This is a genomic window from Pseudomonas sp. MWU12-2319, assembly GCF_023242525.1.
Lineage (GTDB): Bacteria > Pseudomonadota > Gammaproteobacteria > Pseudomonadales > Pseudomonadaceae > Aquipseudomonas > Aquipseudomonas gingeri_D.
Map to the genome: position 1 here is coordinate 214,087 of NZ_JALJES010000012.1, position 13,485 is coordinate 227,571.

Annotated in this window: 13 protein-coding genes; 9 read left to right on the forward strand and 4 right to left on the reverse strand. The window is 63.7% G+C overall.

The features are described 5' to 3' along the window. Window positions 1-104 precede the first annotated feature (104 nt). Window positions 105-608 (forward strand): hypothetical protein, encoded by a 504-nt coding sequence (locus M5C01_RS20465; RefSeq protein WP_152740233.1) that lies wholly within the window; start codon window positions 105-107, stop codon window positions 606-608. On the opposite strand, the gene M5C01_RS20470 is transcribed toward M5C01_RS20465, so the two are convergent. Together M5C01_RS20470 and M5C01_RS20475 are read right to left on the reverse strand one after the other, a co-directional pair. Continuing rightward, a complete protein-coding gene (locus tag M5C01_RS20470; protein ID WP_103496426.1) occupies window positions 601-1,077 on the reverse strand; it encodes a YchJ family protein in 477 nt (158 codons plus the stop codon). The genes M5C01_RS20465 and M5C01_RS20470 overlap by 8 nt on opposite strands. A 5-nt stretch (window positions 1,078-1,082) precedes the next feature. Further along, a complete protein-coding gene (locus M5C01_RS20475; RefSeq protein WP_152740235.1) occupies window positions 1,083-1,580 on the reverse strand; it encodes a DUF6231 family protein in 498 nt (165 codons plus the stop codon). Window positions 1,581-1,689: 109 nt separating this feature from the next. On the opposite strand from M5C01_RS20475, the gene M5C01_RS20480 reads away from it, so the two are divergent. Together M5C01_RS20480 and M5C01_RS20485 are read left to right on the forward strand one after the other, a co-directional pair. Beyond that, entirely contained in the window at window positions 1,690-1,968 is a 279-nt protein-coding gene (locus tag M5C01_RS20480) for a DUF1145 domain-containing protein (protein ID WP_152740236.1), read from the forward strand. Continuing rightward, window positions 1,961-2,719, forward strand: coding sequence for a collagen-like protein (locus tag M5C01_RS20485; RefSeq protein ID WP_152740237.1), 759 nt, complete (start codon window positions 1,961-1,963; stop codon window positions 2,717-2,719). Before M5C01_RS20480 ends, M5C01_RS20485 begins: the two co-directional genes overlap by 8 nt. Window positions 2,720-2,869: 150 nt before the next feature. On the opposite strand, the gene M5C01_RS20490 is transcribed toward M5C01_RS20485, so the two are convergent. Next, complete coding sequence (locus M5C01_RS20490) at window positions 2,870-3,334, reverse strand: CopD family protein (protein ID WP_103496408.1); 465 nt, start codon at window positions 3,332-3,334, stop codon at window positions 2,870-2,872. 99 nt (window positions 3,335-3,433) lie between these two features. Here M5C01_RS20490 and dinG point away from each other — a divergent pair, with 99 nt between their 5' ends. The 6 genes from dinG (at window position 3,434) to M5C01_RS20520 (ending at window position 12,097) form a co-directional block, all read left to right on the forward strand. After that, a complete protein-coding gene (gene dinG, locus M5C01_RS20495; RefSeq protein WP_103496409.1) occupies window positions 3,434-5,578 on the forward strand; it encodes an ATP-dependent DNA helicase DinG in 2,145 nt (714 codons plus the stop codon). Between the two features lie 97 nt (window positions 5,579-5,675). Further along, window positions 5,676-8,039 (forward strand): beta-galactosidase, encoded by a 2,364-nt coding sequence (locus tag M5C01_RS20500; protein ID WP_152740238.1) that lies wholly within the window; start codon window positions 5,676-5,678, stop codon window positions 8,037-8,039. Window positions 8,040-8,177: 138 nt separating this feature from the next. Beyond that, window positions 8,178-9,323, forward strand: a complete 1,146-nt coding sequence (locus M5C01_RS20505; protein ID WP_178129904.1) for a serine hydrolase domain-containing protein — start codon at window positions 8,178-8,180, stop codon at window positions 9,321-9,323. A 111-nt stretch (window positions 9,324-9,434) separates the two neighbouring features. After that, on the forward strand, window positions 9,435-10,667 hold the full coding sequence (locus M5C01_RS20510; protein WP_152740240.1) for an OmpA family protein: 1,233 nt from the start codon (window positions 9,435-9,437) through the stop codon (window positions 10,665-10,667). A 25-nt stretch (window positions 10,668-10,692) separates the two neighbouring features. Further along, window positions 10,693-11,340, forward strand: coding sequence for a pyridoxamine 5'-phosphate oxidase (gene pdxH, locus M5C01_RS20515; protein WP_152740241.1), 648 nt, complete (start codon window positions 10,693-10,695; stop codon window positions 11,338-11,340). A 292-nt stretch (window positions 11,341-11,632) separates the two neighbouring features. Next, on the forward strand, window positions 11,633-12,097 hold the full coding sequence (locus tag M5C01_RS20520) for a glycine zipper 2TM domain-containing protein (RefSeq protein WP_103496413.1): 465 nt from the start codon (window positions 11,633-11,635) through the stop codon (window positions 12,095-12,097). A gap of 153 nt (window positions 12,098-12,250) precedes the next feature. Here the strand turns inward: M5C01_RS20520 and nhaA are convergent, their stop codons facing one another. Next, window positions 12,251-13,435, reverse strand: a complete 1,185-nt coding sequence (gene nhaA, locus M5C01_RS20525) for a Na+/H+ antiporter NhaA (RefSeq protein ID WP_103496414.1) — start codon at window positions 13,433-13,435, stop codon at window positions 12,251-12,253. Between the last annotated feature and the right edge of the window lie 50 nt (window positions 13,436-13,485).

Sequence of the window (13,485 nt, forward strand, 5' to 3'; positions counted from 1 at the left end):
GCAAGCCTGTGACAGAAAAAGCTCATGGTTGTGGCGGTAAATCCACTGGGTGATACTGCTGAGCATTCGCGCAACGGATCAGGTCGGCGCACAGGAGTGTGATCATGACGCTTTACGAGATTGTCTTTAGTGGCGAATCGCTACCCGGTGCTGCGCCCGATCAGGTCAAAAGCAACCTGGCCCGGCTGTTCCAGGCCGATGCCCAGCGCGTCGAACTGCTGTTCTCCGGACGGCGCCTGGTGCTCAAGAGCAATCTCGATGCCGCGGCGGCGGAAAAGTATAGGGTCACCCTCGAGCGTGCCGGGGCTCTGGTCGCGGTGGTCGAGATGGCCGTCGAAGAGATCGAGATGACGGCCCCGGTCCCAGCGCCGGGCCGTGCCCAGGTGGCGCCGCGGGATGCCTATATGGCCGCGTTCAGCGAGGTCGATGCGCCGGACTTCGGCATCGCCGAGGTCGGCAGCGATATGCAGGATGCCAAGCCCGAGCCCGTCGCGTTGGCCCTGGATCTGTCGGCCTTCAGCGTGGCGCCGGTCGGTGCCGACATGGGCCAACTGTCGGTGGCAACCGTCGTCACGGTGCCGGATATCTCACACCTGCGCCTCAGCTGAGCAGGTAGCCGGAACAGCACTTCTTGTATTTCTGCCCGCTGCCGCAGGGGCAGGCGTCATTGCGCCCGGCCTTGAGGGGCACGGTGGGGTCGATGAAATACCAGCGCCCATCGGTTTGTACGAAGGACGACTTTTCCCGGTGGCTGTGTTCGCCATTGCTGTCGTGCCAACGCGCGGTAAAGGTCACGAAGGCATGCTCGGGCTGGCCGCCAAAGACTTCCGAGCTTTCCACCTCCAAGCCCAGCCAGGTGCTTTGCGCGCTCCATTCGCCGATGGCCTGGCGGTCCAGCCCCGGTTGTTGAATGGGCAGCGTGGTGTTCACCAGGTAGTCGACCAGCCCCAATACATAGGCGCAGTAGCGCGAGCGCATCAGGGCTTCGGCGCAGGGGGCCGGATGGCCCGCGTGATAATGGCCGCAGCAGGCCTCCAGCAGGTTGCCGCTACCACAGGGACAGATGGATGTGCTCACGGGAATCACCACCAGTACTTGCCGAAATTTTCCGGGTTGGCCCAGAACTTGGCGTTCAGCCAGTCCGGTACCTGTTTGTATTCCTTCAGATCATAGGTGAACAACGTCAGTACCTGATCGTCGCGGGCAAAGCGTTCGCTGTTTTGCAGGGCCAGGGCGAAGAAGTCGCTGTCCTGCCAGCCGCTGGCGGCCATGTCCACCAGCACCGCGATGCGGCTGGCGTTGAGGTTGCGAATGCCACCGAGCAACTGCCGGCCGTCACGCTTGGGCAGGTGCTCCAGACAGTCGACCACCAGCGCCAGGTCGAAACGCCGGGCGGCCAGTGCGGCCGACAGCGGGCCAGGTTCGGCGAAGGCCACCTGGGTTTCGGGATGGGCGGCCTGGAACGCCTCGAGTGCCGGGAAGCTGCCGGCCCCGACGAGCAGCAGGTTTTGCGGGGCGTAACGGTCCAGCAGGGCCGCCAGCGCTTGCTGGGGCGTGCGGGCGGAAAGGCTTTCAGGCATCGGGATTCCTCGGTCGGAGCGGCAAACACGGGCGAATTTTCAACGGCCTCTGGCAAACTGCCCTGACTCGCCTTACTGTGCGCCAAAGAATAACTCATCAGGGGGGCGTATGAAGGTGCTTTGGGGGCTGGGGAAGGTGTTGACGCTGATGTTCTGGCTGGTGGTGCTGGTCAATCTGGTGCATCCGCTGATCAGTCCGTTCCGGGTCCTGGTGGATCTGGCCGGGAGCATGCTGCTGTTGACACATTTGTTGGAGATCATGCTGTTCAATGGCAGCCTGCAGGGCCGCGCCCATCCCTGGCGCGACCGGGCGCAGATCCTGCTGTTCGGCATGTTCCATCTGCAAATCCTGCCTTTGCCCACCCGTGAGGAACACCAGCATGCGTAGCCTGTGTCTGTTGGCTGCCCTGTGCAGCCCCCTGGCGTTTGCCCAGGTCGTGACCGTCGAAACCAATTCCATGCTGCGCCTGCCCGCCAGCACCTCGGTGCTGCAACTGGAACGTCTGGATGTGGCCGACTTTGGTACCTTGCTGGTGCCCGCCAGCGTCACGCAACTGAATATCGGTGAACTGCACCTGGGCAAGTCGGCGCGTATCGCCATTGTACCGAGCGAGCAGGGGTTCGCACTCAAGGCCACGCGTGCCGAGCTGGGTAGCGGTAGCCAGATCAGCGCGGTTGGAGCACCGGGCACCTATCAGCGAGCCCCTTCGCCGGGACGGAACCTGGATCTGCGCATCGACGCGCTCAGCGGTCCATTGCTGTCGATCGATGCCCGGGGTGGCGCGGGTGTGCCGGGGTTTGTCGGGCTCGATGGGGCCAATGGCGATGAGCCGGGTTGTACCTGGGGCGCGGCCGGTCAAGGCGCGGACGGCGACAATGGCGGCGATGGCCATCCGGGCGCGGCGGGGGCACAGGTTCGGTTGCAGTTGCCACGGGATTATCCTGCGGCGCAGATCCAGGTGCTGGTCGATGGCGGTAACGGCGGTATTGCCGGCGCGGCGGGGCGTCCGGGCGCGGGCGGCAAGTCCAAGGGTTGTTTTGTCTACGACACAGACGGTGGCAAGTCCGGTCGTCCGGGTCTGGCGGGCAAGCCGGGGCCGGTTGGTCCCGCGGGCAGCGTGACGGTTCAGCGGCTGTAACAATATCGTGAAAACGCTACAAACCCTGTAGGAGCTGGCTTGCCGGCGATAGCGACCGATCATGCCAGGCTTGCTGACCTCATCGCCGGCAAGCCGGCTCCTACACGGTCCGTGGCAGGCCCGGCTCCTGCGTCCAGCCAGCCTCCGCATTCAAAACATCGGACGTGCCGCCGCAACGGCCACCAGCACCAGTCCGATCAGCAGATTGATCCCCACCAGCCGCCGAATCCGTCCCAGCGTCGCCGCACCCGCAGGCCAGTCCTGGGCCTCTACCGCCTGGCGCAGATCCGGCAATTGCAACGACTGGATACGAATAAAGACTGCAACCATGACGATGTACAGGCCCATCATGACCTGTACATAACGCGGTGCGGTCTCGAATCCGCTGAAGCGCAACTGGATCAGCCCCACGCCGCTGATCGGCAGGAGCACCACCGCGACCCAGACCCAGACGAAGAAGCGCTGGAACACCTGAAGCCACAGCTTCAGCCGGGCCGGGCCTTCCAACGCGGCCATGGCCGCCGGACGGAGGATCATCCAGGCGAAGAACATACCGCCGACCCAGACCAGCGCGGCCAGGACGTGGAGGGTGTAGACAAGGGCAAAAACGGTCATTCGGGTACTCCGTGCGGCGCGCGAGGGTTTAGCGGGGTATGATAGCCGTCCATTCGAACCACTGAAAATTTATCCAGCGTTTCTTGCGCCTGAAGACTCATGATCAGCACCGAACTCAAAACCACGATCCAGGGCGCCTACTCGCGTTTTCTCGAAGCCAAGAGCCTCAAGCCGCGTTACGGCCAGCGCCTGATGATCGCCGAAGTGGCCAAGGTCCTCGGCGATATCGACACCGATGACGAAGGCCGACGCAGTGGCGATCCGGCCGTGGTCGCCGTGGAGGCGGGTACCGGTACCGGCAAGACCGTGGCCTACAGCCTGGCGGCGATTCCCACCGCCAAGGCCGCCGGCAAGCGTCTGGTGATCGCCACCGCCACCGTCGCGCTGCAGGAGCAGATCGTCTACAAGGACCTGCCCGACCTGATGCGCAACAGCGGTTTGAACTTCAGCTTCGCCCTGGCCAAGGGCCGCGGGCGCTATATGTGCCTGTCCAAGCTCGACATGCTGTTGCAGGAGGGTCATGCGCAGACCGCCACCGCGCAGTTGTTCGAAGAGGAAGGTTTCCGCATCGAGGTCGATGAGGCCAGCCAGAAGCTGTTCACCAGCATGATCGAGAAGCTCGCCGGGAACAAATGGGACGGCGATCGCGACAGCTGGCCCAACGCCCTGGAAGACGCCGATTGGGCGCGCCTGACCACCGATCACAGCCAGTGCACCAACCGCCATTGCCCGAACTTCGGCCAGTGCGCCTTCTACAAGGCTCGCGAGGGCATGGGCAAGGTCGACGTGATCGTCACCAACCATGACATGGTGCTCGCCGACCTGGCCCTGGGTGGTGGCGCGGTGCTCCCCGACCCACGTGACACCCTCTATGTGTTCGACGAAGGCCATCACCTGCCGGACAAGGCCATCGGCCACTTCGCCCACTACACCCGGCTGCGCTCCACCGCCGACTGGCTGGAGCAGACCGCCAAGAACCTGACCAAGCTGCTGGCCCAGCATCCGCTGCCCGGTGACCTGGGCAAGCTGATCGAGCAGGTGCCGGAGCTGGCTCGGGAGATCAAGACCCACCAGCAGTTCATGTTCAGCGCCTGCGAGCAACTGGCCGACTTCAAGACCGGTGAAGACACCGAGGGCCGCGAGCGGCCGCGCCATCGTTTTGTCGGCGGGGTGATCCCGGAGCATATCCGCGAGATGGGCATCGAGCTGAAGAAAGGCTTCGCCCGCCTCAACGACCTCTTCACCCGCCTGACCGAGTTGCTCAAGGAAGGCATGGATGGCGAGGTCAATATCGGCATCGCCAGCCACCAGGCCGAGGAATGGTACCCGCTGTTCGGCAGTTTGCTGTCCCGCGCCCAGGGCAACTGGGAGCTGTGGACCGCCTTTACCGCCGAAGACCCGGAAGACAATCCGCCCATGGCCCGCTGGTTGAGCCTGGCCGAGAGCGGTGTGTTGTTTGACATCGAGGTCAACGCCAGTCCAATCCTCGCCGCTGAAATGCTCCGGCGCAATCTGTGGAACGTGGCCTACGGCGCCCTGGTGACCTCGGCAACCCTCACCGCGCTGGGGACCTTCGACCGTTTCCGCATGCGTGCCGGCCTGCCGAAAAAAGCCGTGACCGCAGTGGTGCCGAGCCCCTTCCATCACGCCGATGCCGGTGTGCTGCGGGTACCGAATCTCAACGCCGACCCTCGCGATGCAGTGGCGCATACCGCCGCGATCATTCGCGACCTGCCGGAACTGGTGGAAGGCTCCAAGGGCACCCTGGTGCTGTTTTCCTCACGCAAGCAGATGCAGGACGTGTTCGACGGCCTGGACCGCGACTGGCGCAAGCAGGTATTCATCCAGGGCAACCTGTCGAAGCAGGAGACCCTCAACAAGCACAAGGCCCGGGTCGATGGCGGTGATTCCAGCGTGTTGTTCGGCCTGGCGAGCTTTGCCGAAGGGGTGGACTTGCCCGGCGCCTACTGCGAGCACGTGGTGATCGCCAAGATTCCCTTCTCGGTCCCGGACGATCCGGTCGAGGCGGCACTGGCCGAATGGATCGAAGCCCGTGGCGGCAACCCGTTCATGGAGATCTCCGTGCCGGACGCTTCCCTCAAGCTGGTCCAGGCCTGCGGGCGGCTGCTGCGTACCGAGGAAGACCGCGGCATCATCACCTTGCTCGACCGGCGCCTGGTCACCCAGCGCTACGGAAAAGCTATCCTCAATGCCTTGCCGCCGTTCCGGCGGGAAATTTCTTGATGTGATGCAGGTTAAATAACTAACTTCGTTGTCTACGGATGGCGCCGCTTGGCGTCACGCTGGCCTCTGACTGGCCGTAAGGGAGAGTTTGATTCATATGATTGGCCGTACGCTGCCCGCCGTTTTCGCCTTGTTGTTCGCCGCGCCGCTCTGGGCCGCGCCTGCCGGGCAACAGACGCTGTTCAACTTCGTTCGTCCCGCCGATGTGGTGCAGGTGGTCACCGTGGATGCGAGCCTGCCGCAATACAACGCGGAGCAGACGGCCGAAGGCGAAGTGCTGCGGCGGGTCACCTTCAACCCTGCAGCGCAGCCGAGCCTGCGTCTCACGCCGCAGACCGGCGCCTGGGACTGGTCGCAGGCGGGGGCCATGAGCCTGCGGATCCAGAGTGCGATGGATTGGGCGCTGACCCTCAACGTGACGATCCAAAGCAGCGACGGCAAGACCCTCACCAGTCGCGTCGACCTGCCGGCCGGTCCCGCGCAGACCTTGCTGGTGCCACTGCAGGCCAGTTCGCCGTTGAGCCAGGGCATGCGTGCCGGGCCGCCGATGCCGACCACGGTGGATGGCCAGCGGGTGTTGCTGGCCAGCAGCCAGGGCGAATTGAATCGCCAGCAGGTGGTGTCGGTGACCCTGTCGATGGACGCCCCCAAAGTGCCTCAGAACATCCTTCTGGAACGTTTCGGCGTGCAGGCCGGTGACGATGTGGTCAAGGCCGTCTATAGCTCACTGGTGGATGGCTACGGCCAGTCGACCCGTGCCAAGTGGCCGGAAAAAATCAGCAGCGACGATCAGCTCAAGGCCGCCGCGAGCAAGGAAAGCCAGCAACTGAAGACCTGGCTGACCGAGCGCGAGCGCAGTGCCCGGGACAAGTTCGGCGGTTCGCTCAAGGGCCCGCTCTTCGACGCCACGGGTTTCTTCCGTACCGAAAAGCACGACGGCCGCTGGTACCTGGTGACGCCGGAGGGGCATCCGTTCTACTCCCTGGGTGTGAATACCGTCAGCGCTCACGACCAGCAGACCTATGTCGAAGGTCGTGAAGGCATGTTCAGCGACCTGCCCAAGGATGGTGAGCCCCTGGCCGCCTACTATGGCAAGGCCGACAACAGCATCACCAGCGGGGCTTCCCAGGGCCGGGCCTTCAAGTCCGGGCGCTGGTTCGATTTCTACGGCGCCAACCTGGAACGCACCTACGGTTCGCCGTGCGCGACCACCGCGCCGGCTGAACCCAAGGTGCCCTGCGCCCCGGGTCTGGACGAGCAACGCTGGCAGAAGCACACCCTGGACCGCTTGCAGGCCTGGGGCTTCAACACCATCGGTAACTGGAGCGATCCGGCCCTGGGCCTGAACGACCGTGTGCCTTACACCTTGCCACTGTCCATCGTCGGCGATTATGCGAGCATCAGCACTGGCAGCGACTGGTGGGGCGGCATGCCCGATCCGTTCGACCCGCGTTTTGCCATGGCCACCGAGCGCGCGGTGGCGATTGCCACACGTGATCATCGCGACGATCCTTGGCTGGTGGGTTACTTCGCCGACAACGAACTGGCCTGGGCCGGTCCCGGCGACGATCCGAAATCCCGTTACGCCCTGGCCTACGGCACGTTGCGCATGACCACCGACGTACCGGCCAAGCGCGCCTTCCTCAAGCAGTTGCGCGACAAGTACCGCAACCAGCAGGGCCTGTCCAAGGCCTGGGGCGTGGAGATTCCGACCTGGGAGCAGATGGAAGACCCGGGTTTCGAGGCGCCGCTGCCCAATCCCGCCCACCCACAGATCGAAGCGGACCTGAAGTATTTCCAGAAGGTGTTTGCCGATACCTACTTCAAGACCATTTCCGACTCGCTGAAATGGCATGCGCCGAATCACCTGCTGCTGGGCGGTCGTTTTGCCGTCAGCACGCCCGAGGCCGTGGCGTCCTGTGCCCAGTACTGCGATGTGTTGAGCTTCAACTTCTACACCCTCAAGCCCCAGGACGGATACGACTTCGATCAACTGGAGGCATTGAACAAACCGGTGCTGATCACCGAGTTCAACTTCGGCTCGAAGGACCGTGGCCCATTCTGGGGGGGCGTGACGGAACTGGCCCGGGAAGAAGATCGGGGCCCGGCCTATGCCGCGTTCCTCAAGCAGGCGGTGGCCCAGCCGTCGATCGTCGGCGTGCACTGGTTCCAGTACCTCGACCAGCCGGTCAGCGGTCGTCTGCTGGACGGTGAAAACGGCCATTTCGGCCTGGTGGGCATTACCGATGTGCCATTCCAGGGCTTTGTCGAGAGCGTGCGCAAGAGCAACCTGCAGGCCCTGGCTTTGCTCAACAAGGAAGCCGAGAAAGCCAAGGTGGAGGCGCAGCAGAAGGCCGCGAAGGGCATCGGCCAGGATGACAATGGTGGCAACGGTCGTTCGGGCAGTGCTAGCGGGGAGGGCGCTGGGCATCCCGGCGGTCATTCCGGTAACGGTTACTGATTCCTACAGCGTTTCGCGCAGCGTCTGACAATTCTTGCAAGGTGTTACGAATTGTCTGATTCAGGTCTGTTCCCAAACCTGCCAATCGCTGGAACAATGCAGGCCACTTTGGAAGGTGTTGCGGCGGGAGAGTCACGGGTGCAGATTCAGGGTCATTTCGAACTTCAATTCGAGGCGGTGCGCGAAGCCTTCGCGGCCCTTTTCGACGATCCCCAGGAGCGCGGCGCCGCGCTCTGTATCCAGATCGGCGGTGAAACCGTGGTCGATCTCTGGGCCGGCTCCTCCGACAAGGATGGCGCCGAGGCCTGGCACAGCGACACCATCGCCAACCTGTTTTCCTGCACCAAGACCTTTACCGCTGTCACCGCGCTGCAACTGGTGGCCGAGGGTAAGCTGCAACTGGATGTTCCGGTTGCCCAGTATTGGCCCGAGTTCACCGCCGCCGGCAAGTCCGGTATCACCCTGCGCCAGCTGCTCTGCCATCAGGCCGGCTTGCCGGCCTTGCGCCAGTTGCTGCCTCCCGAGGCGCTCTACAACTGGCAGACCATGGTCGACGCCCTGGCGGCCGAAACCCCCTGGTGGACGCCCGGCGAGGGCCATGGCTACGCCGCGATCACCTATGGCTGGCTGGTCGGCGAGTTGTTACGACGCGCCGATGGCCGTGGGCCGGGCGAGTCCATCGTGGCGCGGATTGCCCGGCCGCTGGGCCTGGACTTCCATGTTGGCCTGGCGGACGAAGAATTCCATCGCGTCGCCCATATCGCCCGGGGCAAGGGCAATGTCGGCGATGCGGCGGCCCAGCGCCTGCTGCAAGTGACGATGCGCGAACCCGAGGCGATGAGCACCCGGGCGTTCACCAACCCACCGTCGATCATGACCAGCACCAACAAGCCGGAGTGGCGGCGCATGCAGCAACCGGCCGCCAACGGGCATGGCAATGCACGCAGCCTGGCGGGCTTCTATAGCGGCCTGCTCGACGGGCGCCTGCTGGAAGCCGACATGCTCGAGGAACTGACCCGCCAGCACAGCCTGGGCATGGACAAGACCCTGCTGACCCAGACCCGTTTCGGCCTGGGCTGCATGCTCGATCAGCCGGAGGTTCCCAACGCCACGTTCGGCCTCGGGGCCAAGGCCTTCGGCCACCCGGGTGCCGGCGGTTCCGTCGGCTTTGCCGACCCCGAATACGATGTCGCGTTTGGCTTCGTTACCAATACCCTCGGCCCTTATGTCTTGATGGACCCACGGGCACAGAAGCTAGTACGGATTCTTGCCGGCTGTCTGTAGAATGCTCGGATAAAGTCGTAGGCCGGAACCCTGTGACTTTTTTGCTTTCTAATACACTGTTTCATGGGGCCTGAAGGCCCTCGTTTCTCTATCTCATTTTGTGGATATCCAATGTCATCGAACAAGTCTCTCGCCCTGGCCCTCTGCCTGACCGTGACCGGTTGTGCGCAACTTCCACAAAGTGCGGACAAGGACATTGCTCAAGCCCCGGCGACAGCTAACGCGGGTACACCCGCCGCTCCTGCGGCAGCCGTAGCCACGTCCAAGGATGCTGCCAAGCTCCCGGCCAAACCTGCTGCACCCGCGCCCGCCGCCAAGGCCGGTGCTCCGGTAGCGCCTGTCGTGGCACCCGCAGCTCCAAGCGTTGCAGTCGCGCCGACAGCCAGCGCGGATACCGGCAGCAGCTGGTGGTGGCCGTTCGGTTCGTCCGACAAGGCTGCCGTGAAAGACCCGGCCCAGGCTGCTGCGCCGGCCGCCAAGCCACAGGACAAGCCCGTGCCACTGGCCACGGCGGTTGCCGCCGCAACGACGCCAGCACCGCAGACCGATCCTGCTACCCACTGGTGGTGGCCGTTCGGCAGCTCGGACAAGGCCAAGGAAACCGCCCCGCCGCCGGTCAAGGCCGTGCCGATGCCCGATCCGAAAATCACCCAGGCCTGGCTCGACGACTATGAGCCGCGCCTGCGTGTCGCCATCCAGGACAGCTCCCTGAAGCTGGAGCGGCGTGAAAACGTGCTGGTGGTCATTGCCCCCGTGGACGGTTTCTACAACCCCAAACGCCCGGAAATGTTGCTGCCGGTCACCCTCGGTCCTTTCAGCCGAATCGCCAAGACCGTCGAGGGCGATCCCAAGACCGCCGTGCTGATCCTCGGCCATGGTGACAACAGCACCAGCGCCGAGTCGACCCAGGCCTTGAGCCAGCAACGGGCTCAGTCCGTTGCCGCGATCTTCGGTCTCAGCGGCCTGCATCGTGATCGCCTGATGCTGCGTGGCATGGGCGCGGACATGCCGCGTGCCGCCAACGACAGCAGCGAAGGCCGTGCCCTGAACCGTCGTGTGGAAATCATCCTGACGCCGCAGAACACCATGGTTGCGCTGTTGAGCAAATACAGCATTCCGATGCCGGCTCCGCTTCCGGTCACCCAGGTGGCGGCTGCTGACGTCAAGCCGGCAGTGGCTGCGCCTGTGGCGAAGAAAGCGGCTGCCAAGGGCAAGGCCGTGGCCAAGAAAGCCCCGGTGCACAAGAAGGCCCCGGTCAAGAAAGCGGCGGCCAAGCCCGCGGCGGACAAGGCTGCAGCGCCGGCGAAGAAAGACGCCAGCACCGACAGCTCGACCAAGAACTGACCTGACGATCGAGAGGGAACGCGCCATGACTCAAGCCCTGGCGGATATGCGCCGAGACTACACCCGTGACGGTCTCACCGAGGCCCTGGCCCCGGCCGAGCCGTTTGCGCTGTTCCACCAGTGGTTCGCCGAGGCGGTGAAAACCGAGCAGGCGCCTGTCGAGGCCAATGCCATGACCCTGGCAACGGTGGACGAGGAAGGGCGCCCGCATTGCCGCATCCTGTTGCTCAAGGGCCTGGACGAGGCGGGTTTTACCTTCTTCACCAACTATGAGAGCGACAAGGGCCGGCAACTGGCGGCCCGTCCCTTTGCCGCGATGACCTTCTTCTGGCCGACCCTGGAACGCCAGGTGCGGATCGAGGGGCGGGTGGTCAAGGTCTCGGCGCAGGAGTCGGATGCCTACTTCCAGGTGCGCCCGTTGGGCAGTCGGTTGGGGGCCTGGGCTTCACCGCAAAGCCGAGTGATTGCCGATCGCGGGGAACTCGAGGGCTTGCTCCAGAACACCGAAGCGCGTTTCAGCGATACCCGGCCCGACTGCCCTGAGCATTGGGGCGGTTATCGTTTGCTACCGGAGCGCATCGAATTCTGGCAAGGTCGCGCCAGTCGCCTGCATGACCGGCTCGACTACCGCCTGCTTGGCGCGGACTGGACACGTCGGCGCCTGGCACCTTGATCTGACCTGGATTTCCCGGGGCAGTGGTTTCAAACCACTGCCGCCAAGCCAGATGCTTGATAAGCTTCCCCCAGAATTTGCGCAGAAGTTCAGATATGAACTTTTTGTGTATTGCACTGTCTCCCGGTAGCCGTAGCGCCAGATCACGTTCCATCGAGTGTCTGATGTGCTCCGAATTCCCGGGCGCCGAGGCTGTACTGGCGCTGAATGAACATCATTTTATCCGTGCGGTGCCGTGACAGGGATCAAGCTGCGGAGTTTAATTAAAGTCATATCTTTTGGAGTTGATCCTATGCGTAAGTCTGTTTTGTTGATTGCTTCCTTCTCCACGATGGCGATGTTGCTGGGTGGTTGCACCAACAGCCTGACCGGCGATTCCTATTCCCGTGACGAAGCGCGTCGCGTGCAGACCATTCGCATGGGCACCATCGAGTCGCTGCGTCCAGTGAAAATCGAAGGCAGCAACTCGCCTATCGGTGCCGGTGCCGGTGCTATTGTCGGTGGCGTCGGCGGCAGTGCCATCGGCGGTGGTCGTGGCAGTATCGTGACGGCGGTGATTGGTGCGGTCGCTGGTGGCGTGCTGGGCAACATGGCTGAAAAAGGCCTGACCAGCGCCCAGGGTGTTGAAATCACCGTACGTGAAGACGACGGCAGCATGCGTGCCTATGTGCAGGAAGTTCAGCCGAACGAAATCTTCCGGGTTGGTGAGCGCGTGCGTATTTCCACCGTGGGTGGCACCAGCCGCGTTTCCCACTGATTTCGCAATCAGCCTTAAAAAGAAACCCCGGCCAGGTAACTGGTCGGGGTTTTCTTTTTCTGGTGTTCGCTGATTAGGCGATCACCACGAACCTGTAGAGCAGAGCTTGCTCGCGAAGAGGTCCGTGAGACCGCCAAAACTTTTGTCGGAACGCTACACGGACGCCTTGGGCTTGCGACTGGCCCCCGCCATCACGGCATAGCCGATCACCGCCGCCAGGATCGAACCGGTGAGAATCCCCATGCGGTCCATGCCGGCGTAGTCGCTGCTGCCCGGTATAAAGGCCAGGGAGCCGACAAACAGGCTCATGGTGAAACCGATGCCGCAGAGGATCGCCACGCCGAACACCTGCCCCCAGTTGGCGCCGTGGGGCAGCGCCGCGAGGCCCGCGCGGACCGCCAGCCAGGTCAGGCCGAAGACGCCCACCGTCTTGCCGATCAGCAGGCCGGCGGCGATGCCCATCGGCACAGGGTGGGTGAAGCTTTCCAGGTTCACGCCTGCCAGGGACACGCCGGCGTTGGCAAAGGCGAACAGCGGCAGGATGCCGAACGCCACCCAGGGATGCAGCGCATGCTCCAGGCTCAGCAATGGCGAGGCTTCGGCGTTGTGGGTGCGCAGCGGAATGCAGAACGCCAGGGTCACGCCGGCCAGCGTCGCATGCACGCCGCTCTTGAGCACGCAGACCCAGAGGATCAGGCCGATCACCATATAGGGCCCGAGCTTGACCACCCCCAGGCGATTCATCGCGATCAGCGCCACCAGGCAGGCCCCGGCCAGCGCCAGCGACAATGTCGACAGTTCATGGGAATAGAAGATTGCAATGACGATGATCGCGCCCAGGTCGTCGATGATCGCCAGGGTCATCAGGAACAGCTTCAGCGACACCGGCACCCGCTTGCCGAGCAAGGCCAGCACCCCGAGGGCGAAGGCGATGTCGGTGGCCATGGGGATCGCCCAGCCGTCGAGCGCCGCCGGATTGTCACGGTTGAGGAACCAGTAGATCAGCGCCGGCACCACCATGCCGCCGATCGCTGCCGCACCAGGCAGCACCACCTGCGACGGCTTGGACAGATGGCCCTCGAGGAGTTCGCGCTTGACCTCCAGGCCGATCAGCAGGAAGAACAATGCCATCAGGCCGTCGTTGATCCACAGCAGCAGGGGTTTGGCGATTTGCAGGGCGCCGACCTGGGCCACCACCGGCACGTCCAGCAGACCGGCGTAGAGGTGCGACAACGGCGAGTTGTTGATGATCAGGGCCAGGGCTGCGGCGGCAATCAATAGCAGGCCGCTGGCAGCTTCCAGCTGAAAGAAACGGGTGAAAGTGCTACGCAGAGGCAAGGTCGCTCTCCATCGATGAATTCAAAAAGGTAGGACACCCTAACCCGTAC

Excerpts from the sequence above, each read along its gene's own strand:
- M5C01_RS20465 (WP_152740233.1), top strand. The coding sequence starts at position 105 with ATGACGCTTTACGAGATTGTCTTTAGTGGCGAATCGCTACCCGGTGCT.
- M5C01_RS20475 (WP_152740235.1), bottom strand. The coding sequence starts at position 1,580 with ATGCCTGAAAGCCTTTCCGCCCGCACGCCCCAGCAAGCGCTGGCGGCC.
- M5C01_RS20480 (WP_152740236.1), top strand. The coding sequence starts at position 1,690 with ATGAAGGTGCTTTGGGGGCTGGGGAAGGTGTTGACGCTGATGTTCTGG.
- M5C01_RS20485 (WP_152740237.1), top strand. The coding sequence starts at position 1,961 with ATGCGTAGCCTGTGTCTGTTGGCTGCCCTGTGCAGCCCCCTGGCGTTT.
- M5C01_RS20490 (WP_103496408.1), bottom strand. The coding sequence starts at position 3,334 with ATGACCGTTTTTGCCCTTGTCTACACCCTCCACGTCCTGGCCGCGCTG.
- dinG (WP_103496409.1), top strand. The coding sequence starts at position 3,434 with ATGATCAGCACCGAACTCAAAACCACGATCCAGGGCGCCTACTCGCGT.
- M5C01_RS20500 (WP_152740238.1), top strand. The coding sequence starts at position 5,676 with ATGATTGGCCGTACGCTGCCCGCCGTTTTCGCCTTGTTGTTCGCCGCG.
- M5C01_RS20510 (WP_152740240.1), top strand. The coding sequence starts at position 9,435 with ATGTCATCGAACAAGTCTCTCGCCCTGGCCCTCTGCCTGACCGTGACC.
- pdxH (WP_152740241.1), top strand. The coding sequence starts at position 10,693 with ATGACTCAAGCCCTGGCGGATATGCGCCGAGACTACACCCGTGACGGT.
- M5C01_RS20520 (WP_103496413.1), top strand. The coding sequence starts at position 11,633 with ATGCGTAAGTCTGTTTTGTTGATTGCTTCCTTCTCCACGATGGCGATG.